Below are 23,812 nucleotides of genomic sequence, written 5' to 3' on the forward strand. Positions count from 1 at the left end.
TTCTACTTTATTACCGATTACAGAGACGCCTGCAGGCCAATAAAGGTTACATTTTTGTCGTAGCTGAAGCCGTCCGCAGTGGATTCCTTGTCGGATACAACAAAGCCCGCGTTGAAGGCCAACCAGCGCTGCATCTGGTAGTTAAAGCGCAGGGTACCGGTATTGATATCCTCCACACGCTCAACATTTGCGCCCTGATAATCATTGATGGAGTGGTCCAGCGTTACCTGGCTTGACAGGCGATCCGCCCAGGCGTGGTGCCAGCTCAGGGTATAACTTTCCACATCAATAAAGTTGCCCACACCACTGGTTTCATCACTGCGGCGCGCAGTGTTGAAGTCGAAGGCGCTGTACTCTTTCGGGGTCCAGCGAACACCCACTTCCCAGGCCGGGCCGGTGTAATCTTTACGCTCGGGGCTCACGAAATCTTTGGTGCGCAGACCGACTTTCGCGGTACCGGTGGTCTTGGCGGTACCTTCCCAAGTTACACCCACCTGGTAGCGCATTTCCGCACTGTCCAGCGTCTCGTTGCCTACCGCGGTGTACTCGTAACCCAGCTCGCGACGGCCAACTTCGGCCAGCAACTTGGTTTTACCACCGGCGTTATAGTTGAACGCGATGGAACCGTAATCGGTACCGCGATCGCGGCCGGCGGTGCGCATGCCACCTTCGTAATCTGTGTCCGCGGTGCCCAGTTGCAACTCCAGCTGCCCCTTGGCAGTGGCCGCACCAAACACATAGGTCGCGTTTACGTCATTACTCTGGAAGCGGTCCGGCTCGTTTTGTGCGTTGCCAGCACCCTGAGAAAAACCGGTACCGCGAGGCTCGTGGCCATCGGTAAAGCTGGCCGCCAATGCCAGGCGGTTGCGCGCATTCAGCTCCCAGGCGGCTTCGCCGGAGAGAAAGTGATCGGTGTAGTTATCTTCTTCGCTGTCGAAGTACTCGCCACGCAGCAGTGAGTAGTTGACCATATACGCGGAAACGCCGTCGTCCGCAGACAGCAGGAAGTTAGGGTTGATGACTGCCACCAGGCTTTCAATCTCGCCTTCTTCGACGCTGGTGACGTTGTCGTCCTGTTGCAGGTCGAAGTTCAGGGTCGGAGTAAAGTTCACCCCGCTGCCCAGCTTTACCGCAGCGGCCTCCGTTTGTGCCAATGCAGTGCCCGCACCCAGGCTGGTGATCATAAATACAGCCGCAGACAAATTAAGCTTGGTCATGTTTCCTTTCCAATGGTCTGAAATTATTTTTGAAGCCCATATCCTTTCCCCAACAGGCTTCGCTCCCCTTTCGAGCAACTCCGGCTCGCGACGCAATGTGACGCGCATCACATAAAGCGCCGAACAATATCACAAAACAATGAAATCCACTATGTATATACAGCCCAAACGTGGCGCCCCGTATTAATAGGCATTGCTACTCACAAAGCCCTTAAACAAGGTCATCCATACAATGCGGATATCCAGCCAGAGCGACCAGTTGCGGATGTATTGCAGGTCGTGCTCCACACGCTTGCTCATTTTTTCAACGGTATCGGTCTCGCCACGCCAGCCATTGACCTGGGCCCAACCGGTAATGCCCGGCTTCACTTTGTGGCGCAGCATGTAACCATTTACTACGGCGCGGTACTGCTCGTTATGGGCAACCGCGTGCGGGCGTGGGCCCACAATACTCATGCGGCCCTGCAACACATTGATAAATTGCGGCAGCTCATCCAGTGAGGTGCGGCGCAGGAAAGCGCCAACCGGTGTAATGCGGGCATCCCCTTTCTTCGCCTGTACCACCTTGTCGCCATTGTCCTGCGTGGTCATGGAGCGGAATTTCCACACCTTGATCGGCCGCCCATCCAGGCCGTAGCGGTGCTGCTTGAAAATCACCGGCCCCTTGGAAGTAAGCTTTACCGCCGCGGCGATCACCAGCATCAACGGTGAAATCAGCAACAGGATCAATGAAGACAGAACCAGATCTTCCATTCGCTTCAACCAGCTGTTGATACCCTCGATCGGAGTATCGTGCACGCTGAGCAGGCTGGTACCACCGACCTGATAAAAGCGCGCGTGCAGCAGGTTATTTACAAAGAGGTCTGTCGCCACATGCACGGTAACGGTGCTATCGGCAAAGGCGTGCAGGATTTCTGCAATACGCAACTCTTCACGCATGGGCAGAGTGATATAGACCAGGTCCAGCTCGCCGGCCTTCGCCGCCGCCACCGCCTCATCCAGATCGCCCAATACAGGCACCGGGCTACCGGCAGCAGACATCTCTCCACAGGCGGCGGAATCCGGCACCCGGTAAAAACCTTTTACGCGAATCCCCAGGTGCGGCTCCCGGGCCAGGTCGCGAGCCAGGCGAATACCGGAATCCGTCATACCGACAATCACTGCCGAGCGGGTATTGTGATCGTGGGCGCGGAGATAAAACAGAAACTGCCGGAACAGGTAGCGCCAGCTGCTCAGTAGTACGAAGGTACCCAAAAACCAGAACCCCACCACCAGGCGGGAAAAGGTATGGCCGGTTTTGGAAAAATAGGAAACCAGCACCAACAATACACACACCGCCAACCAGGAAATAGCGGTGATGCCAAACATATGCAGGTAGCTGTCGGCACGCCAGGAGCGATAGAGATTGAGCGACTCCGCCATAAACGCGAAGCTCACCGAAGCCACCAGCCCCGCGATCATCCAGTCTTTGCTGACGGCGACCCCGAAATATTGGCAACAGACAATCAGCGTACCAAGAATTAATAGTGCATCCAGCAAGCGGTAAACAGCAGCCAACCCAGACTGGTGGCTGCGAATCCATCCCTGTTTCACGACTCCATCCCCCATGGAAACTATTCCCTTAATGCTTCAGTTGAAGCCTTCCCTGAATGACCCCCAGCCAACCAATCCTCGGTCGGCACAGCAGCGCCTGCAATGCGCCACCAACCCCTAAAACGGACCCAGATCCGGGCCTCTAACTATGGAGCAGGATCATGCCACAAGTGTGACGAAGGTCAAATAATCAATGTGACCCAAGAGCAGAAAAAACAATAAAACGCACAACAAACACACAGTGTGCTCAACTTGAGATCAATCGGTTTTCGTCAAACCCTGACTCAAGAAACGCAAGAAGCGGGCCAATAAAATTGCAAACAACCCACCCACGAAAACACCCGCGCCATTTGCGGCCATATCTACCAGTGAAGCCGTGCGCGCGGGCATCAACCAGCCCTGCCACAGCTCTATAAAAAACCCGAACAGTAACAAGCCAGCTAGCCCAATCACCCAATATCGCCGCGCCATGCCCAATACCCACAACCCAGCGAGCACTGCAAACGCACCGCAGTGCAGTATTAAATCGAAATGGGGTACCACTTGAGGCACTGGCTCAGACTTCATGCCCGCAAACAGGGCAATACCCAATACGGCAATAAACAGCACGCGTACCAGCAATATCAGGTGACGAATTTTAAACACGGACACCAGGATTCCTAAATAGCCCGAAAGGGTCAAACCGCTAACGGCGCGTTTCGTAAAGAATACGCGCCGTTAACGTAACAGGGAAAACCAACAGGAAAATGACAGTGAGAATCAGCCGCGCCAAACCGCGAGCGTGTTAAAACCCAGCCGCCGTTTGACCTGCCACACAGCGATCAGATTCTGCGTGGCCACGGCCACAGCTGTCGCAATCGCACTCCCAGTTGCACCCCACACTGGTGTCAATGCAAATGCCAGGCCCACCGCGACAGGCCCGGATATAAGAACCGTATTACGGAAGTCTTTCTCGTGCCCAGACATCGTCAGCAAATAGCCGACAGAGCCGGTCACTACATTTACAAACTGACCTATGACCAGAATCTGTAAAAGATGTGCACCGCCACTGAAGCCTTCACCAAACAGGCCCATCAAAAATTCTGGAAACACCAGCATCACTACCACAATCGGCAAGGCAAACAGCACCATTAACTTCACCGAGGTAAGCGCCAGCTTTTCAAGGTCGGCAAACTTCTCCTGCTTGTACATGGCAGCAAAACGTGGTGCTACCACCAAGTTTACCGCCATCAGGACAAAACTGGTGAGCATGGCGGTACGCATAGCGACAGCAAGTTGGGCTACTGCCGCCGGCTCTACATAAGCACCCGCAATAAACTGACCAGACCACTGCACCAGTTGCCCCATAATCAGCACTACCCACAGGGGCATACAACTCTGAAAAAGCTGACGCCAATGAATATTCTCTCCATCATCACGATCGGGGGATTGCGCGCGTAGATGCCGCAGCCCAAACCACAAAAACCAACCACCCAACACCACAGTGAGAATAGACGCCACGCTATAAGCGTTCGCGCTACCCTCTGCAGTGCTAAGCGCAAAATGAAATAGAATTCCAACCAAAAACAGATTGCTGAGGATATTCAGTGTAAATACAGAGGTTACAATTTTACGTAACCCCTGTAGCGCCATTGCCAGTATGGTGAACAGTGCCAGACCGATAACCCCGGGCGCCATAGCCTTGAGAACTGATGCCAACCCTGGCTTATTAAATACGTAATACGCCAAAGGCCCACTGGCAAAATAAAGTGCCAGCGCTCCGGCCAGCGACGTGCCAGCCACAATTAGTAGTGATTTGATCAATACCGAACGAATCGACGCCCAGTCCTGCTCCGCAAATCCCGCCCCTATATATCGCAGGGTCGTATTATCCAGCCCCACACGGCACACGCCCGCGATAAACGTAATGAGACTGAAAGACAGAAAATAGTAACCAGACTCTGCCGCACCAAGTTGGCGACCAAGTGCCAGACTGGCGAAAAATGCGGAGAGGGCGGCAAGCACGCGAACAAAAAGGCTTACTCCCGTACTCAATAACAGCTCGTAGCGTTCAGAGATCTGCCCGATCAATGCGACCTTCATTTATCATACCGCTTGGAAATAAAATCAAGCACGCGCATATCGGTCTTCCAAACGCACAATATCGTCTTCACCGAGATAAGAACCCGACTGAACCTCAATCAGTTCCAGCGGAATACTACCCGGGTTTTCCAGACGGTGAACTTCTCCCAGTGGAATATAAGTACTCTGATTTTCCGTCACCAGAAACTGATTCTCGCCACAGGTTACATTAGCGGTACCAGACACCACGATCCAATGCTCCGCTCTGTGGTGGTGCATTTGCAGACTCAACTGTGCTCCCGGATTGACCACGATGCGCTTAACCTGAAAACGATCACCGTAATCCACCGAATCGTAGTAGCCCCAGGGGCGGTATACCTTTCGGTGCAGTTGTGCCTCAGAGCGGTTCTCCGCTTTCAGCTGCTCAACCACCTTTTTGATTTCCTGCACGCGGCCTTTCGATGCCACCAGCAATGCATCGTCACTTTCCACTACGACAATGTCATCCAGCCCTACGGTTGCAATCAACTTACCGTCGCTCTGCACATAGCAATTGCGACTATCGTGCAGGATCACATCGCCCTTGGCGGTATTGCCATTTTCATCTTTGTCCGACACTTCCCACAGGGCAGACCATGAGCCCACATCGCTCCAACCGCAGTCCATGGGTACCACTACCGCATCGCGCGTATGCTCCATAACCGCGTAATCAATGGAGTCATCCGGGCTGGCAAGGAACGCCTCGCTGGCGGGGCGAACAAAGTCCACATCAAAGGTGGCGCCCTGCATCGCCTTTTCACAAGCGGCGAGAATATCCGGGCGGAACCTGGCGAGCTCTTCCAGATAGCGGCTGGCGCGAAACAGGAACAGACCACTGTTCCAGTAGAAATCACCACTGCGCAGATATTCTTCTGCAGTTTCCTGATCCGGCTTTTCCACAAACTGCTCGACGGCGAATGCACTTACCGCGTCATCCAGCGCACCCGCCTTGCGGATATAACCGTATCCGGTCTCCGGCGCGGTGGGCACGATGCCGAAGGTTACCAACTTACCCGCTTCCGCCAGGGGAATCGCACGGTGGACGGCGGCCTGGAAGGCTCCCACATCCTTGATTACATGATCTGCAGCCAGCACCAGCAACAGAGGATCCTCACCGCGGCCTACGGTTGCGCGCAGTGCGGCAAGTGCCACTGCCGGTGCCGTATTGCGACCGGCAGGCTCAAGTAAAATCCCGCTGTGCGCTTCGCCCGCCTCTCGCAATTGCTCGGCAACGATAAAGCGGTGGTCATCACCACAGATCAGCAAGGGCGGTTGCGCATCAATATCCGCAAGACGCGCACAGGTGCTCTGCAGCATACTCGCCTCTTCGGTTAAGGGGAGAAACTGCTTGGGGAATAGCTTCCGGGACAGCGGCCAAAGACGTGTGCCGGAACCACCGGCCATAATTACGGGTAAAATCATCTCGTCATTCTTTCTGTTTCGAGCGTGGTACCTACAGATCACTCTGCATTTCGATCGAGATACCACTTGGAATGTTTATGTACTGAAGGATCTGCCAATAGGGAATCCACCGGCCACCAGCGATAGTTTCCATGTTGTTGGTTGGGTAGTGCCGCAAGATCAAGATCCAGCGGTATCACATAACCCAAGACCACGTAATGAGTGGAAACACCTTCACTTTCCGCTGCCCCAAAGACACTATCGGAATAAAAGTGCTCGAATGGCCCTATAAATTCCGCTTTCTCTATCGGCACAGCGACGCCCAGTTCCTCCTCTGTTAAGCGGAGGAAGGCATCGGCCAGCGACTCGCCTTTGACAATGCGCCCACCGGGCACAAACCAGTACCCTTGCGCCGGCCGGTTCAGGCGCTCACCGAGCAGGACTTCCCCGCCGGCGTTACGCACCACCAAATCGATGGAAACCAGTGGTGTGGAAGACACCACCGTCTTAAAGGTATCCAGAGGCAATTTCTTTGCCATAACGGCATCAGCCCCGAAAATCGGCCTGGTGTGCCAGGAACCATTGGTAGGTGTCTGCCAAGCCCTGCTCCAGAGTAACGGAGTAGCGCCAGCCCAGATCCGCCAGGCGGCTGACATTCATCAGTTTGCGCGGCGTGCCATCAGGCTTGGTCGCATCAAAGGAAATTTGTCCTTCAAAACCCACCACTTTTGCCATGGTCTCCGCCAGCTCACGGATGGTGCAGTCTTCCCCGGTGCCCACATTGATGTGAGACAGCATAGGCTCGGTACATGACAGATATTGCGCTTGCGGCAAATTCATCACGTGCACACTAGCCGCCGCCATGTCATTTACATGCAGGAACTCCCGCATGGGCTTACCGCTGCCCCACACAACCACTTCGCCATCACCGGCCAGCTTGGCTTCGTGGAAACGGCGCATCAGGGCCGGAATCACATGGGAGTTCTGCGGGTGGAAGTTGTCGTTCTCACCGTACAGATTGGTGGGCATGACACTGCGGTAATCTCGCCCATACTGGCGGTTATAGGATTCGCACAACTTGATACCGGCAATTTTGGCAATCGCGTAAGGCTCGTTGGTAGGCTCCAATACACCGGTAAGTAGCGCAGCCTCGCTCATGGGCTGCTCAGCCAGCTTGGGATAAATACAGGAGGAACCAAGGAACAACAGTTCCTGTACGCCTGCCGTGTGCGCAGCGTGAATGATGTTGCACTCGATCATTAGGTTTTCATAAATGAACTCGGCCGGGTAAGTATTGTTCGCCACAATACCACCCACCTTGGCTGCCGCCAGGTACACCTGATCGATGTTCTCCTGCGCAAAGAAATCTGAAACAGCCTGCTGGCTCACCAGATCCAACTCCCCGCGGGTACGCACAACCACCTCAACAGAAGGATCATTCTCCAACTGTCGCACAATCGCCGAACCCACCATCCCGCGGTGGCCGGCGACAAATACTCTTTTCTTATCCGCCATAAAAACTCTATTAATTGCACCGTCATTCCGGACTTCTCACAGAATCCGGAAAATCGTCATCCCGGACTCGATCCGGGATCCAGCTCTACAAGACTCAAAGAGCTCCACTTATTCCATCGCCACACTAATATCAAACCCATGCTCTTTCAGCAGCGCATGCCGCTTGGCCTGATCCAGATCATGTGCGACCATTTCGGAACACATTTCCTCAACGGTAATTTCCGGCACCCAACCCAGCTTCTCTTTTGCTTTGGAAGGATCGCCAAGCAGCGTCTCCACTTCTGCGGGACGAAAGTAGCGCGGATCGACTTTAACAATCACATCACCAACGCTAACCCCCGGCGCCTTGTCACCTTCAATCTCAACCACGGTAGCCACTTCGGCTTCGCCCTTACCGGTAAACGCCAGCTTGATACCCAGCTCTGCCGCACTCATACGAATGAACTCACGTACAGAGATCTGCTTGCCGGTAGCAATAACGAAGTCCTCCGCCTGCTCCTGCTGTAGCATCATCCATTGCATACGCACGTAGTCTTTGGCGTGGCCCCAGTCGCGCAGCGCATCCATATTGCCCATATACAGGCATTTCTCCAGGCCCTGAGAAATGTTCGCAAGGCCGCGGGTGATTTTGCGGGTTACGAAAGTTTCACCGCGGCGGGGAGACTCGTGATTGAACAGAATACCGTTACAGGCGTACATACCGTAGGACTCACGGTAATTAACCGTAATCCAATAGGCGTACATTTTTGCTACCGCATAGGGAGAACGCGGGTGGAACGGCGTGGTTTCCTTCTGGGGAATTTCCTGAACTTCACCGTAAAGCTCAGAAGTCGACGCCTGGTAGAAACGAGTTTGCTTTTCCAGCCCCAAGAATCGGATCGCTTCCAGCAGACGCAGCGTACCCATGGCATCCACATCCGCAGTGTATTCCGGAGCCTCAAAAGAAACCGCTACATGGCTCTGGGCGCCAAGGTTATACACCTCGTCCGGCTGCACTTCGCGCAGGATACGGGTAAGGTTAGAGGTATCAGACAAGTCACCGTAATGCAGCTTAAGGCGCGGATTCGGCTCGTGAGGGTCCTGGTAAATATGGTCGATACGATCAGTATTAAAGGAGGACGCTCGGCGTTTGATGCCGTGAACTTCATAACCCTTTTCAAGCAGGAACTCTGCCAGATAGGAACCGTCCTGGCCTGTAATACCGGTAATAATTGCCTTTTTCACTAACATAAAAAACTATCTTTTCAAACTATACAAAAATAATGACGGCAAACTAATTAAATTTCGAGAGTATCGACGCCAAAGTCGAGCCGGCTCATTCGAAAGTCGCCAAAACCATTCAAGCCCTACTCTTTGCATGAACAATGGAGCTCTTTTCTTATGCCCAACAACAAAATCGAAAGCGGCGCCCACACAAAATGCAACATCGAAACCAAATTTACTGCGATTATTAAAAATCCAATCCTCTTGTTTAGGAGAACCTAATGCAAGAAATATATAGTTTGGATTCTCATTTTTAATAAAACTTACAAGTTTGGCCATTTCAACTGGACATTTTTCGAACCCCACTGGAGGGCAATAAGCAGAGAGTCTGCTTTGATCGATCTCAAATTTTTTCGAAAAATGCGCAGAAGCCTTCTGTGCCACTCCATCTTCGCCACCTATAAACAAAATCTTCGGCGAAGACTTAGCAACTTTTTCGATAAATATTGACAACAAGTCAGAACCAGTAATTTTAGATACAGACTTATCGCCAAAAAGTAAACTTCTAATCTTCATAAGCCAATAGATTGGCGTACCATCACAAATCAAATAATCTGCAGACTTTAATGTGCGTCTAAAACTTAAATCACTATTTGCACGCACCCAAAAATCCACATTCGGGGTAACGACAACCTTCCTGACATCACTACCAAAGTTTGCAGCGACTACATTCACAAACTGGTCATAGCCACCCGAAAAAAAATCCAGCTCTTTTATGTGCATCAAGTTAACGCACCCCCCCTGTAGCCGTCTTCGCAAAATCCCACAGATAATGAAGCAAGCCATACCACATATTCATCAAAAAAGGAAACTTATACAACCTACGACGAATTAGCATATCTTCCAAAATTGCCTCCGAGCGCCGTAACTTAGAGACACCGCCAAACTCAAAAGAGCAAAAAACTCGTTCAGTTATGTAAATCCTGCCTTCATCAATAGATAAAAGTATGCGCCCAATAAAGTCAAAATCTGCCGATAGCTTATACTCCGTATGATACCGAATATCTTTCAGAACACTTTTTTTGACAATAAACGCTTGATGCTCACATACCATCCTTGTCGCTGAATTTCGTATACTACGAGGGAGCTTTACATAAACTTTGTCTTGCGAAAAACGACGTGACGCACCAATAAAAACATCATACTCCTTACCTCTTTTAGCTAGGAGCCGCGGTCGCTTTAACATATCAATCAAATCTGAACCAAGTAAGTCACCCGAATTCAAAAAAAGCAAAAAACTATCACTTACAGACAGCCCTATTCCTTTATTCATCGCGTAATACAAGCCATCATCAGGCTCAGATAAAAAGGTAATATATCTTCCTTCAGGAAGTAACAACTTCTCCTCTAGAAATTCCACGCTACCATCTGATGAGCAACCGTCAACGACTACCCATCGAATGCGCCCACTAGCTAAACAAGCTGATAAAGATTCGAATGTGGATTTAAGACCAGGTAAGTTATTGAAATTAACAGTTATGATCGAAAGTATCATATGCAGCTCTTAGACATAAAATAGTGAATAATGGAACCAAAATAATCTTCCACGAACTGAACCTGTAGATCAGTGAACGAGCCGCGCCAAGCCTTTGACATGGCGCTCGCGTTTCTAGTGACCTGATGCAACTCTCCATTTCTCTCTATTTTACTTGACATCATCGTCGACACTAAAAGCTTTTCGAGTTTATCTTTAGACAATTGGAAGTCTTCCACCAAAGGTAGAGACCTCAATTCAAGCGGCCTTTCACAAAACCTTTGATGCCAAATCAAGTAGCCGGAAAATACGCTACACTTCAACTCACGGTGCAAAAAAAACCATAACCACAAAAAGTCGGACTGCTCGGGGCTGAAAATCCCCCCCACATCCAAAAGAAAATCTCGATACTCGCACCCAAAAATATCCTCACAAAAGTCGTCTTTATTCAAACTCCACCCTTGATAAGAAACTGAGTGTAAGTTAGACAGCGGGTGCTTCACAGTGACAACAACATGATAGCCACATGCTGAATAATCTGAAGCCAGTCTCAATAAGAATGGGTCCTTTACAAGAACACCTGACGAATTGGACTTGGCCGCCTTTAAACTCTTCTCAAACTCCCCCCCAAAAATAGTACGCAAACAGCTTTTAACATAGCTTTCTCCATCTGCGCGTTTAACTAATCGGGGCTTTACTTTCCTAGGATCCAAGATGTCTCTAGAAAAATTTTCGCCCCCAGCATCAATCACGCTCTTACTTGGATACCAGCATGGAACCCTGCCATCCCCTAGAGAATAATTAGCTGGCTCATGAAGAACCGACAACTCTCCTGACTCACTTAGCAACTTTCCGAGGTGCGTAGTACCGCTACGATGGAGACCACTAACTAAAATTTTGCTCATATCAGGAGGCACCTACTTTGACATTTTGACATGCTAGTGGAGCGCCCCGACAATCAGCCGCACCAAAGGCACACCACCCCAAAGCAAACCAAAAAATTATAATCAACTTAACCTGATGTAAAATTGGATTGACCGCCATAGTCAGCAGACCAGCAAAAACACATGAACACCACAAAAAACTTTCTTTCGAAAACTGCACCATGCTACCCTTGGACAACATGAAGTGCTTAATAATGAGAAACACGTAAAAGAATAAAATCGCGACCGAAATCAGGCCCCCAAATGCCAAAATATCAAGAATATCAGAATGACTGGGGATATAGAGGTATCCAAATTTTGTTTCAAGCCTCTCAATTGGACTGCTCGTATAAAAGCTTCCCCAAATTGGGCTATCCAAAAATTGGTAGTATCGTTCAGAATAAGTTTTCAACCTCACTTCCGGACTCCCATCCGGCAGATAACGATGCCTATTATCGACAATGTAATATACTACGGGAAGAAAAAATATGATTGCGCCAGCAATAGATAGTTTATAGATTGACAACCAGTGGCCATATAAACTCTTACTCTTTGAATAAGCTAAAAAAGCAACCGAGAGAAAAGCTAAAGCATACCCTGTGTTTTTTCTTGTTAAAATGAGGGAAAGAATAAAAAGACAGATCAAGATAGCTTTCATCCACCCACTTCTCAAATACAGCTGACAGGCAATCACACCAGGAACAAGAAAAACAACATCCTCGTGATAAATGTGAGGTTTAGATATCGTATACACTCCGCTAACCCAAAACAAAATGACAATTGATACAAAAACTGCATACATCACAAAGGCCTTTGCCATAGTGTTTGAAACCAATTCTCTAGTGTTTTCCGATTTTGACGCAAGAGCTCCAACAAAAAAAGCAATCATGAGCAATGCACGACTTAGAAAGCTTTCTTCTACTTTTCCCGACTCAATATATCCAAGCACACCACCGAAAAGCGCTATAAAAAACAAACAAAAAAATGGTGCCATCAAAAAAAGCGTTGAAAATCTAACTCGCCGCCCTTTCGGATAACAGATAAGGCTCATCAACATTAAATAATAAGGGAGAAACTTTAAAAACAAATTACTTTCCGCCCCCCAAGAAACATCCATCGGGTCAGAAGCATAAATCAAACAAAGCGCAGCCGAAAACACGAAAAAAAATGCACCAGTTAACGAACGAGTATAAAATGTCACTTTAAAATAAACGCCCGCTTAGTTTTCAATGCACCCAATATCGCCTCAGGCTGAAGATATTTATAAAAAAAATAGTAAATCATAGTGAAGAAATCTTTTATAAATGCAGGTTTAAACAAACCATTCAAGCTACTAAAATACCTCAACCTATCCACGGTGGAATTATAGTCGTACCCCATATACTGGAGCGACTCTTCCCCAATCCATTTTTTTATTAATTTACGACCAAAGTAGACACGAATCGGGTTATCAAAAAATTTAATCCAATCATTATCTGGCGCAGCGGTAATTCTATTAAACTTGATGATTCCAGTAGGATCTCCCATTCGCCCCTTCAAACTAGAGCCATCGTCCAGTTTTTCCGCATCCAAATCATCCACCTGAAGATATTTAGCTAAACTAGCTAGTTCCGCATCAGGGCAACTAACAAAATCTTCATATTTAATTGCCACTGAGTCTTCGAGGCGCGAGTGCAAATCTACCATATTTTTTACACCCACTTTGAAATCTACCTCAAACGAGGAAATATTCCATTTTCCCTCCCCCCAAGTTGTGAAAATTGACTTGGCGACAGATAACGGATGCCTCCAAATAAAAATATACTTAGCTTCGCTACCAAATAACTCCTGGATCTCATTGCATATTAAGGAATACCTGGGCGTTTTATCAATGAAATATTCAGCACCGCAAGATGCCTCAGAATATATACTGATCAGCGCCTCCTTAATCAATGCATCGAACTTCTTCCTTTCACATGAGGTGTCACAAAAATCCGACAAAGCGCGCAATGCATGTCCATGCCAATAATCGGCCAAAACACGAGAACCGTCTTTGTAGCTCAACAACGGTAACAATATCCAAGGCTCGGAAGATGTACTAATTTTTCCTGAGCTAATCAAGGCCCTCTGCATCAGAGTCGACCCACTTCTTGGCAATGAAAATATAAAAACAGGCTTAGTAAATCTGCAACCTTCCGTCATCTACGCCACAACTTTAAATTTATTACTGAAAAATCAAACGGAAATCACTGGTGAATAAACACCGTTCCTCACGCCCTAGAATATAAAATTAGCCAGTGATCTCGACATACGCAAAAACTAAAATGTGCCAGGACTTATACTGCATCACTATCCTGCCAACCCTAAATAGCTATATTAAAGATAGTCGAAAGCATACCTGGTTAGGTATGCCTCCTTCAACGTTGTCGATAGACTCTAAAGATCAACAAGGGTGTATCCGATCGACGCTCTTCCAATCCACTTTTCTCGCTGCCTTTTACCATTTTCGATTTCCCATATAATTTGGTTCCCGTAATGATCATTCAACAAAATATCAGCGTCGCCGTCGCCATCATAGTCCTCGACCATACTCAAGTGATACCCAGATGGAGAATTCCCAACCCAAGCAGCCGAAACCTTAACTCTATTCTCAATAGTCCAAATCACTACATTTCCACTTGAATCGGAGAATAAAATATCACCATCTCCATCGCTATCGAAATCGCCTATTTTGCTTATCGCATATTTTTTATTTATGGCCCCAATCCAAGCCATTGACTGCCTGAAACCTTCTTCGATATTCCATATGACCACATTTCCATTTCCGTCTTCGAATAGTAGGTCGGAGTCTTTATCACCATCCAAGTCTCCTATGAGAGCTAGTTTGTACTGACTGCTCATTGCCCCGACCCAAGAACTAGACTGCTTCACTCCATCTTCAATAATCCAGATAATTTGATTTCCCGAGTGATCGCTAAAGATTATGTCCGAATCTATGTCATCATCGAAATTGGCACTACCGGAAAATTCGTACCCTGCAGCAATAGTCCCAATCCATTTAGAAGAGACCTTCTCGCCCATTTCCATTAACCAAATTACTAAGTTACCACTTTGATCTTGAAACAGGAGGTCCGAGTCAAAGTCACCATCGAAGTCCTTTGCAATAACAAACTTGTACTTTGAGTCAATCCGGCCAATCCATTTAGCAGACTGTTTAACGCCCTGCTCAATGGTCCACACTACTTGGTTCCCGTTTACGTCACTAAACAAGAGATCGCTATCTCCGTCACGATCGAAATCTCCAATACCCGACATTTCATACTGTGTGGACATAGATCCAATCCATCGAGCTAAATCTCGTTCCGCACCTTTTATTTGCCATATTACGACGTTACCTCGCTCATCCTGGAATAAAAGATCCGAAATTCTGTCCCCATTAAAGTCATTTTGAACTTGCCCCCTTCCTCCGGGATTCGATCCGGCATCTGACGGGTTAGTCCCAGCCTCAAACTCTTCCAGATTGGTCGCGCCATCTCCATCGGCGTCAGCTGCGGCGTCATCCACATTCGGGTCGAGGTTGTTGGCAACTTCGTAGGCATCGCCCATACCATCGCCGTCGGTGTCACTCTCCAGAGGATTGGTAGCCGCTTCAAACTCTTCGAGGTTGCTGAGGCCATCACCGTCCAGGTCGATGCCGCTGTCGTCGCCGTTCAGGTCCAGGCCGTAGGCAATCTCGAAGGTATCTGCCATGCCGTCACCATCGGTATCGTAGAAACCGAAGTCGGTGAAGCGCACTGAGGCGGTTAGCGGGTCGGCAACGTTATTCAACACCATGCCTATCAGCTGCTCGGAATACCCGTTGCCAATATAGGTGGCGGTGAGCATTTCAGTATTGGCATCCAGGTGGAACTGGGTGTACGCCATAGTCCCTTCTTCGCCCTGCTCCAGGTCTACGCTACCGTCGGAATTCACACGGTAACGACACTGAATTGGATAGGACGCGGTTGCGGACTGCCAGGGGTTTTGCCCGGCATCGGCGCCGATAAAGCCCCAGAAGGCGTGGCCCTGGAACTTCTCGATCCGCTGCAGGGTACAGGCGTTGTAGCCTTCGCCGTCGGTAGGACCGTTGCCATCGAAGTCGATAATGGAGCGTGCAATTCGGGCACCGGTAGAGCGGTAGTCAACGCCGTTGCCCCAGTCGAGGAAGCTCAGGTTGCCGGCCATAAACACGGTGCCATTCAGTGCGCTGTTGTCAGCGTAGGTCGCTGCGTCACCTTTTTTGATGAGCATTACCATACCAACGCCAGCACCCCAGTCTTCATCATCCATGTAGATGCTGACCATGCGCTGTTTTGCGGCATCGACTTTGAACTCAACAACGCTGTTTTCGTCGTCACCACCGAGCTTCAGGTCAACGAGGACACGGCCCTGGATTGGGTCCACTGTGTAACTGCAGCTTTCCAGGTTGTCCTGGCCAGATTCTTCATCAACACCTTCTGGTGCCAAATTCTGGCCGTCGAAGGGCGCCCAGGCATCGTGATATTCAAATGCGGTTACCGCTTCACAGGTGCCATCGCCATTGAACCGCCAGTCTGCGTTCCCTACGTAGTGGCCTTCGGTAAGGCTGCCGTCGCGCTCGAACTCACGGCCCCAGTTACTGAGGTGCCACACGCCGTTGATATCGGCCAGGGTGAGCGTATCCGGTTTCTTCACGCGGAAGGTGGTCCAGGTGTAGCGGGTTTGCTCACCGGCTTCGACCAGTTCCGAGTTGATGATCAGGCTGCGGTCGCTGGTGGCCATACCTTCTGAGCCATCGCTACGGCTCCAGAAATTGCCGTCGAAGTTGATCTGGGAAACACAGTCTTCCCCTGCCGGGCAACCGCTGGTGCCGTAGAACGTGGATACGAACGGATCATTGGTGCCGGTGACATCAATAAAGCGCTCTGCCACATCGAATTTACCCTGGGTATCGGCGCGCATGGTTTGTGTGCCATTTGCGTCGATAAACAGCGGGCTATTGCCGAAGGCGGCAAAGCTACGGTAGTTCCAATCCTGGCCGCTGCCTTGGTCGGCCCAGCTTACGCCAGCCCCCCAGACGATGTCGGATTCGATCCCCATGGTGTAGTAGAGGTCACCCGCCGGGAAGTCACTGATTTCATTGAAATCGGTACCCGCCATCACTTCTTCGAAGTTGGTGTAACCGTCACCGTCGGCGTCGACCAGTGCGTCTGACGGATCCAGCGGGTTGAGGCCAGCATTCACTTCGAAGCCGTCGTCGATACCGTCATCATCAGAGTCTGAAGAAGAAGGTGATGTGCCCTGAGCGAACTCGGCGGTGTTGTCGAGGCCGTCGCCGTCGTTATCACCAAAGGCGTCACCACTGTCGTTGGGGTTCAGGCCATGAGCGGCTTCCCAAGCGTCGGGCAGCCCATCATTGTCCGCATCGAAGATACGATCGAACTGGGATACGTAACCCTGCCAGTCACACAATTCGCCGGTGCCGCAGTAGTTAAAGGCCTGGCGGATGGTGACGTAGTGACGGTCGGTGTATCCGTTTTCGTCCTGATCTTCGGTGTCGTTGATGATGAATTGACGTTCGCGGGCCTTGTAACAACTCCACTCGCCGTAGCAATTCTGGTCGTCGTAGTAGTTTCCGTATTCATCCTGGAAGTATTCGATGATTACGGCATTGCCATCGATGTACCAGGTGAACGGGACGTAGGCGGTAAAGCCGTCGCTGTTGTCCCAGGCACCCTGGCTACCGACACCTCCGGCAGTAAATTGCAGGCCGAAGCTGTTGTTACCTTCATAGGCACTTTCCGGTGTATCTACGAAAGTACCCAGTACATCGGCTTCGCTCAGTTCGCTGACGTTTTCCTGTTGCCACATGGAGTCATTGGCAGCTGCGCGACCGTATACACCAGACGTGGATTCGTATTCCTGCAGCACAATGGTCTTAACGCCTTTGCCGAAGGTTTCCACGAAGTAGACGGTCGTTTTGGCATCGCTGTTGATATCGAATAGCTGCAGGCTGCCATCGGCATCCTGGTTCCAGTCTACGCTGACATCGCCGCTACCACTGACTTCCGGATCGATGAATACCACACCGGTCTGGTCGCCGTTCAGCTCGACCGCGGTCGGGGTAAACAGGTTGGACGGAGTGATGTTGTCATGTTCGGAAATCGCAATTTCGGTAGCGTAAGTGCCGGCCGCGATTAGCGGAACATCACTAGCGACACTGCCGGCACCAATCATTTGCGCTTCGTATACGTCGACGAAGGGTTCATCGGCCAACATGCCGCTGACATAACGGTTGTAGCCAATCGCAACCACTTTCCAGGTCGGGTAATCGCCCGCGTCGTCTTGCAAATAGATGTACAACTGCTCGACATAGCGCTCGATTTCATCAGACTGGCCGATGGCATCGACCCACCACCAGTCTCGGTTTACGTAGTTGCCATCGGTGGTTGCTGAGATTGCGTTGCCGGAGTGCTCCCAGGTGAAGTGGGCACTGCCATTCCAGAGGGCGATCCGTCCATTGTCGTCAAAGCCTGCGCCATCGCCTTCGAGGTCGATGACATAACCACCGGAGCCATTAAAGAAGGCGCCTTCGTTGGTCAGAAGGAAGCGACCGGCACCGGGGTTGCTCAGGCTCAGTGGCATGGAGCCATCTGCGTTCATGTCAGAACCAACCACTGCTTCGTGCAGGTTGCTGAAACCGTCGCCATCGTTATCGCCGAAGGCGTCGTTGGCGTCTTGCGGATTCAGACCGTTGTCGATTTCGAATTGGTCGGTGAGGCCGTCGTTGTCGTCGTCCAGGTCTTCGTCATCGATGATGCCATCGTTATCGAAGTCCCCGGGCGGTACGACTTTCTGGAAGATGCTGACATAGCCATTCCAGTAGTCGTTATCGAAGGTACCGTCATAATCCCAATCGAAGATCTGGTGGTTGGTGAAATAGATTTCCTCACCAGAAATATCGTTGATGGTGAACTGGCGTTCCCGCCAGAACACACAGTTAACCCCGTTATTGCCACAGGTGGATTCGTTGTAAATCTGCCAGTTGTCTGTGTCCATCCAGGCACGAGCAATGATGGTTTGCCCCTGCAGGTACCAGCCGTAAGACCAACCTGCCCGGTTCCACTGACTGCCATCCCATGAGAGATGGTATGCCTGACCATCGGCCGCGAATTCGAGACCAAATTGCGGTACGCCATCTACGGAATCATCGCCGTTCGATACGTACTGGCCTACGACTTCCTGTTCGTTCAGGCCGAGGTCCACATGATTATGGAAAAGAACACTGGTGGCGAAACGTTGGCCGTCAAAGTTGTAAACAGCCAACGCATTGCGCGTATCACCAATACTGTCGATAAAACGATATTGCGTGGTATTACCGTTGCCGTAGGCCACAGTGAGGACACCGCTGCCGTTATAGTTCCAGTTAAGATCGCTGCGCTGGTTCAGCGCGTCACTGCTGGTTCCCGGGTTGTCATTCAGCGCGAGAATCGTCGGGCCTACGTTTAGCACCGGATCTTCATTGCCGACGGTATCGTAAACAATGGTCGCGTACTCGCCCTCGCCTATTCCTGCATTGAAGAGGTCGCTACTGCCAACGACGTTGTGATCCCACTCCTGTGTGTAACCCGCGTCCGCGAGCTCGCCGTTCGGGTAGTGGTGGCGGCCAACAATCACCTGTTTCCAGGTAGTGTTGCCATCGCCCTGGTCGAATTCGAAGTAGTAGACCTTGTCATAAAGAACCTGCTGCAGCACGTCCTGTTGCGCGAGTGCATTCCAGGATGTTTCTTCAGACGCGACGTAGCTGCCCAGGTCGATTTCCAGATAGGTTCCGGTGTAGTTCCAGGTGCCGGCGATATCGTGCTGCTGCGTGCTCAAACGGCTCGATGTGTCGGACTCCAGGTTCAGCAGAGCGCCATAGTTTGAGCCCTGGAAGCCGCCGTAGTTGGCAAACATGAATTCGCCGGTACCGGGGTCTGCCAGAGGTGCGGGGGTGCTGCCGTCATAATGCGGGTCTGTGCCAACCTTCACTTCGTGCAGGTCCAGATAGCCATCGCCATCCTGGTCTGCATTGAGGTTAGAGGTTAGCGGATCGAGACCACTGTTCCATTCTTCGCCGTCGGAGATACCGTCGGCATCCGTATCGGACACATTGATATTTGTGCCGATTGCGTATTCGGTCCAGTTGTCAGCGCCATCGCCATCACGGTCTTCGGAGGCATCGTTACCGTTGTAGGGGTCCAGGCCATTGGCGATTTCCCACTCATCCGGAATGCCGTCGCCATCACTGTCTTGCACACCACGCACAAACTGGCCGACATAGCCCTGCCAGTCGCAAACCTGCTCGCCGCAGTAATTTGCAAAACCCTGGCGAATGGTGATGTAGAAACGGTCGAGTTCGCCATCACCGGAAGTATCTTCCGCATCGTTAAAGATGACATGTCGCTGACGATGCTCGTAACACTCAGCGGCCCCCTGGCAGTCTGACTCGCCGTAGGAGTTCCAGTTTTCATCGCGGTAATAGCGTGCGATGACGGTGTTGCCGTTAATCTCCCAGCCAAATGGTGCCGACTGGTACCACTGCCCTTCCGACAAGAATTCCTGGTGCCCCAACCCGTCTTCATTGAATACCAAGGCAAAGGTCGACATACCGGAAGGATCGCCTTCCGGTGCGTTCTCCAGGCGACCAACAACATCCGCCGTATCCAGAGAGGTAATTGTGACCTCTTCCCACATGGACTGTTCGGCTGCCGCCGAACCTGAAAGGCCAGGTGCGGCGCTGTCGAACTCGTGCACGACGACAGTCTTGATACCCTTACCAAAGGCTTCGACAAAATAGTTGGTGATACGAGCACTATCACCCTGGTAATCGAGTACCAGTGTGCCGTCGCCTTCTGTCGACCAGGTTACGGGCTGGTTGCCGCTGCCCCCGACTTCGGACGGGATCACAACATGGCCAGAAGCATCACCATTCAACACAACTTCTGTGGGATGGGTAACCCAGGTGGGGTCCAGCAAGTAATCGGTACCGAGACCAACACGTGTGGTAAAGATGCCAGAAGTGATTGCAGGTGCAGCGGTAGAGCCGGTTCCAATTACCTGATATTCATAAATGTAAGTGAACGCATCAGGATCAATCGCTTCATCCGGGTAGACTTTGCGACCGGACATTACGATTTTCCATATAGGCGAAGCACCGCCTTGGATCTCAAAAATTGAGAGGCTGTCTACCCATTCCTCAACTTTGGTGCCGTAGCCCAGCTCCTGCACAAACCAGTCATCGCGGTTTACATAAGAGCCATTGTTTGCACCGGTAATCGCGTTGCCATCGTAGTTCCAGATGAAGTGCGCACTGCCATTGTGCTTGGCAAATCGACCTTCATCATCACCGCCGACGCCATCGCCAGCCAGGTCAAGAACGTATGCGTTGGCAGCAAAGTTACCGAATTCACCCAGCAGGTAACGGCCTTCGCCGGGGTTGTTCATTGCGTTCGGGACGGAGTACTCGTCGCCGCGATCGGTGCCCGCCATGATTTCGTGCAGGTTGGTGAAGCCGTCGTTGTCGTCGTCTTCTCCAGCGTCACCTGCGTATTCAGGGTCGAGGCCATTTTGAAGTTCGAATTCGTCAGTCAGGCCATCGCCATCGGTATCGATAGTCGGGTCGATATAGGTAACGGTCGTCGTTACCCGGGTGTTAAAGCCCATGGCAGCCAAGGCGGGTGCGCGGACATCGAAGTAGCCATTGGGGTGATCGATTTCAGCCCAAACATCCCACTCACCAGGCTGTACCCAGTCGGGCACGTGCAAGTAGCCCTCGGTAGCGGAGCCGTCCAGCCATGCATAATGCGCTTCGGTGTCTTCGGGTGCGAGATGAATAGATACCTGGCTGCTGTAGACGTTTTCCTGATCTGCAGTACTGAATGTAACCATTGCATCGACGCTGCCATTGGTGAGGTCGATGGTGCTCGGGTCTATCGTCAGCTCGGTGATCTCGGGGCGGCCCCAGTCGGCGTTATACCAGCCGTTCGGACTAATCAGACCCAGGTCACTGTCCGGTATGGCGTTACCCCAGATATCAACATCCCAAACGTTCTCTTGCCCGATGAGGGGGGATATATCGGTGACTGCGTTGTGCGCCATGTAAATGCTGTGAAGACTCGGCAGACCGGAAATATCCGGAATCGCGGTTATCGCGTTTTCACCAGCATCAAACCACTCCAGTGAAGGCATCGATGAAATAGCACTGATGTCTGTCAGATGATTGCGGTTCAGATTGAGTTCGCGCAGCGGCAGACCAGCCAGCGGACTGATATCGGTAATGTTCGCATTGGTGAGGTGCAGGCTCTGCATTCTCGACAGCTGGCCGATCGGCGAGAGGTCGGAATAGGAACTGCGATTCGGGTCGTGCTGGTCGCCAGTGGTGGAAAGGTCCAGATAATCCAGCATGAACAGTTGTTCGATACCTGACAGATCGTCAATCAGTTCGTGACACCAGAAACCTGTGAACTCGTGAACATAGGAAATACCGCTGTCGCTCGCTACACCCTGAACACAAGCGGTTAAATCCGAATCAGCGAAATTCAGGCTGTAGATATCAATCGGACCCGGGTTTCCGTTGGCCACATTAAATTCAATTGGAAAGCCCTGTGCTTGCAGCTGCCAGCCATCAATATGCAAGTGGTTGTTGGCATAGTCATCTGCAGCAATGTAGTTAATGAACCATTTACCGGCGGCATCGACGGAGTGGAAGAAGAATGTCGCCTGAGTCTGACCAGCACTGAAGTTGACGAACTTGCTATCAGACTCCCAGTTTTCATGATGAATCTCGATCCAGCCGCCCTGGAAACCGGAGCCATTGCCATCTTCAACTACAAGGTCGACAGTTACGGCAACGTAGCCGTTTGGCGCCGCATCCAAATCGATGTTGGTTTCCGAGAAGCTCAGCTGGTCAACGTATGGCGCTTCCAGATCTCCGGGGCCAGTGCCGTCGACGGTTAATACCGTGTCGCTGAAACCCATCACTTCCAGTTGCGGTTTTGTCACTTCCCAGCAATCACCGCCATCAATACACACGTTGCCGTACAGCGCCCAGTCACCACGCTCTGCGTAGGTGCTGATCCATGCACTACCATCGGCGCTGCCGTTCCAGCTGTCGCAATAGCCGGCGCCTGCGCCACCGGGGCTTCTCAGGTCCAGGCATGTTTCCGATATTGGTGAACCGTCCAGCGCACTGCCGGAAACGGTGAAAAAGATTTCGTGGTCGCCGTCATCGGCGTTGATATAGCCGGTTGGAGAGAAGTAGGCTTGATCGAAACGTACGGGAAGTACTGAGCCGCTGTAGCTTGGTACCGCGGCAATCAGCGCACTCTCTTCAGCGCTCCCCGGAGTGAACAGGTTCCACTCGATGTTGAGTATTTGCAGCGCGGTAATCTGGGCAAGTTGCGCAAGGTCGTCGTCCTCAAGCCCATTTTGCGCTAGCGACAACTCAGTCAGTGCAGGAAACGCTGCACCGAGATCGCTAAAACCGGCACCGACTGCGTCCGGCAGGTCCTTGACCCAGGAACTATCGGCGTTTATGTAATTGAGGTTGGGCATCCCCATCAGCGGGCTCAGATCCGCTACCCGAGAGCCCCACATGCTGATCCATTCCAGGGAAAAGCCCGTCAGAGGTGAAATATCCGAAACCGGGTTTCCGCCTACATCCAGGCCATGAAGACCAGACGCGGCACTCAGAGCACTGATATCGGTAACCTGGTTATCCCAAATGCTCAACCATTCAAGACTCGGGAAAAACGCGTAGCCTGAAAGCGCAGCGAAATCGTCATCCCCAATATTTGAGACACTGAGTCCCAGGCCACGGAGGTTATTCAGCCCGGACAAAACGGAGACATCGAAGTCTTCAACGCCCGCCAGATCAAGATCAACCAAGGCTGTGAGCGCACCGAGTGCCGAATAGTTGTGCAATGAGTTCCAATGCAGCGAAACCCTGGTTAACGCGGTGAGCTGCTCGATGCCGCTCAGGTCCTGGATATCCGGTTCGGAGCAATCTAACCACTGGAATTCACTAATTTGCGTCCAACCTTCACTGGCCGCCACCTGGTCAATACAAGACTCGAGGCTGGCGTCGGCGAATTCGAGATCGGTGATTTCGGTTGCCTGAGCCGCGGTACTAAAGAGTGAAGCGGTAATGGCGAAAGGAAGAAGCAGCTGCTTTAAAGTGTCCATGGTGTTCTTTTTGTTCATTTTTTCAGATTTTGGGTACTGCTGATCCATGACAGGGCTCCTCGTGATTTCCCGTCTACGAGTCAATACCAGCCAACTCGGTGCGT

The 23,812-nt window shown here is 51.1% G+C and carries 14 protein-coding genes; all 14 read right to left on the bottom strand.

Annotated elements, in window-relative coordinates; translation table 11 throughout:
• Positions 1 to 17: 17 nt before the first annotated feature.
• The 14 genes from ACYX4K_RS10740 to ACYX4K_RS10805 all read right to left on the bottom strand — a co-directional run bounded on the left by ACYX4K_RS10740 (position 18) and on the right by ACYX4K_RS10805 (position 23,756).
• A complete protein-coding gene (locus ACYX4K_RS10740) occupies positions 18 to 1,217 on the bottom strand; it encodes an outer membrane beta-barrel protein (protein ID WP_475092129.1) in 1,200 nt (399 codons plus the stop codon).
• 183 nt (positions 1,218 to 1,400) lie between these two features.
• Complete coding sequence (locus ACYX4K_RS10745) at positions 1,401 to 2,810, bottom strand: undecaprenyl-phosphate glucose phosphotransferase (protein WP_475092128.1); 1,410 nt, start codon at positions 2,808 to 2,810, stop codon at positions 1,401 to 1,403.
• A 258-nt stretch (positions 2,811 to 3,068) separates the two neighbouring features.
• On the bottom strand, positions 3,069 to 3,491 hold the full coding sequence (locus tag ACYX4K_RS10750) for a VanZ family protein (protein ID WP_475092127.1): 423 nt from the start codon (positions 3,489 to 3,491) through the stop codon (positions 3,069 to 3,071).
• 78 nt (positions 3,492 to 3,569) lie between these two features.
• The gene (locus tag ACYX4K_RS10755) at positions 3,570 to 4,892 is read right to left on the bottom strand and encodes an MATE family efflux transporter (RefSeq protein ID WP_475092126.1); all 1,323 of its coding nucleotides are present in this window, start codon (positions 4,890 to 4,892) and stop codon (positions 3,570 to 3,572) included.
• A gap of 24 nt (positions 4,893 to 4,916) precedes the next feature.
• Positions 4,917 to 6,332, bottom strand: coding sequence for a mannose-1-phosphate guanylyltransferase/mannose-6-phosphate isomerase (locus ACYX4K_RS10760; RefSeq protein WP_475092125.1), 1,416 nt, complete (start codon positions 6,330 to 6,332; stop codon positions 4,917 to 4,919).
• A 38-nt stretch (positions 6,333 to 6,370) separates the two neighbouring features.
• Positions 6,371 to 6,850, bottom strand: coding sequence for a GDP-mannose mannosyl hydrolase (locus ACYX4K_RS10765; protein ID WP_475092124.1), 480 nt, complete (start codon positions 6,848 to 6,850; stop codon positions 6,371 to 6,373).
• 7 nt (positions 6,851 to 6,857) lie between these two features.
• Positions 6,858 to 7,826 (bottom strand): GDP-L-fucose synthase, encoded by a 969-nt coding sequence (gene fcl, locus ACYX4K_RS10770; RefSeq protein ID WP_475092123.1) that lies wholly within the window; start codon positions 7,824 to 7,826, stop codon positions 6,858 to 6,860.
• A gap of 108 nt (positions 7,827 to 7,934) precedes the next feature.
• Positions 7,935 to 9,056, bottom strand: a complete 1,122-nt coding sequence (gmd, locus tag ACYX4K_RS10775) for a GDP-mannose 4,6-dehydratase (protein ID WP_475092122.1) — start codon at positions 9,054 to 9,056, stop codon at positions 7,935 to 7,937.
• A 6-nt stretch (positions 9,057 to 9,062) separates the two neighbouring features.
• The gene (locus tag ACYX4K_RS10780; protein WP_475093930.1) at positions 9,063 to 9,812 is read right to left on the bottom strand and encodes a WecB/TagA/CpsF family glycosyltransferase; all 750 of its coding nucleotides are present in this window, start codon (positions 9,810 to 9,812) and stop codon (positions 9,063 to 9,065) included.
• A gap of 4 nt (positions 9,813 to 9,816) precedes the next feature.
• The gene (locus ACYX4K_RS10785; RefSeq protein WP_475092121.1) at positions 9,817 to 10,584 is read right to left on the bottom strand and encodes a glycosyltransferase; all 768 of its coding nucleotides are present in this window, start codon (positions 10,582 to 10,584) and stop codon (positions 9,817 to 9,819) included.
• On the bottom strand, positions 10,581 to 11,468 hold the full coding sequence (locus ACYX4K_RS10790) for a hypothetical protein (RefSeq protein WP_475092120.1): 888 nt from the start codon (positions 11,466 to 11,468) through the stop codon (positions 10,581 to 10,583). Before ACYX4K_RS10790 ends, ACYX4K_RS10785 begins: the two co-directional genes overlap by 4 nt.
• A 1-nt stretch (position 11,469) precedes the next feature.
• Positions 11,470 to 12,687 carry a hypothetical protein gene (locus ACYX4K_RS10795; protein ID WP_475092119.1) on the bottom strand — a complete coding sequence of 406 codons (1,218 nt, stop codon included), beginning with the start codon at positions 12,685 to 12,687 and terminating at the stop codon, positions 11,470 to 11,472.
• Complete coding sequence (locus ACYX4K_RS10800) at positions 12,684 to 13,667, bottom strand: sulfotransferase family protein (protein WP_475092118.1); 984 nt, start codon at positions 13,665 to 13,667, stop codon at positions 12,684 to 12,686. The genes ACYX4K_RS10795 and ACYX4K_RS10800 overlap by 4 nt, the downstream gene beginning before the upstream one ends.
• 234 nt (positions 13,668 to 13,901) lie before the next feature.
• Complete coding sequence (locus ACYX4K_RS10805) at positions 13,902 to 23,756, bottom strand: hypothetical protein (RefSeq protein WP_475092117.1); 9,855 nt, start codon at positions 23,754 to 23,756, stop codon at positions 13,902 to 13,904.
• Between the last annotated feature and the right edge of the window lie 56 nt (positions 23,757 to 23,812).

The organism is Microbulbifer sp. ABF4_107, from assembly GCF_056312215.1.